The organism is Vibrio sp. 1069, assembly GCF_033340555.1.
Genome location: NZ_JAWOWP010000963.1, coordinates 1 through 513, shown reverse-complemented (window position 1 = coordinate 513; position 513 = coordinate 1). Strand labels below are relative to the sequence as shown.

2 pseudogenes are annotated in these 513 nt (G+C 38.8%); both read right to left on the bottom strand.

Going from position 1 to position 513, the window contains the following annotated elements:
* Nucleotides 1-218, bottom strand: a pseudogene (locus R7040_RS30055) (GGDEF domain-containing protein); the annotation flags it as partial.
* Nucleotides 218-513: pseudogene (locus R7040_RS30050) on the bottom strand (oxidoreductase); the annotation flags it as partial. The pseudogenes R7040_RS30055 and R7040_RS30050, both read right to left, overlap by 1 nt.

Below are 513 nucleotides of genomic sequence, written 5' to 3'. Positions count from 1 at the left end.
CGTGCTTCACTGACGAGCTCAGAAAGTTCTTTCGATAACTGGAATAAAAACCATGTCGCTTGTTTTTGCTCATCAGTAAAACTTTGCGCTAAGACCCGAGTTTGTTGGAGCAATATGACATTTGCGAGCAATAAAGAAGTGGCAAAAACCAAAAGGAGCATTTTGCTGGTCGTCGAATAATTTTTTTGTTTAATTGGGTAAGCTTCTGATAACTTCATTATTTTTGTTTTATTTTCATCTCATTAACTTGCCACACCATTTGGGCATGATATTCATTATGATCCAATTCAGGATATTGACTGAGAGGGTATATCACCCAGTAAGGGCCTTTATTTCTCACTTTGATGTAATGATGATCTTGCTGGTACGCCAAAATTGGCTGATAACGAACAATATCTTTGCGAGATAAGGTGGAGTGATAGTTGTTTAAACTGCCGATATCGACTTGCTCTGGGATGCTTCCATAAACATGAGTTAGCAGCGTGCTGAGCTTTACACCAAGAAACTCTGAAG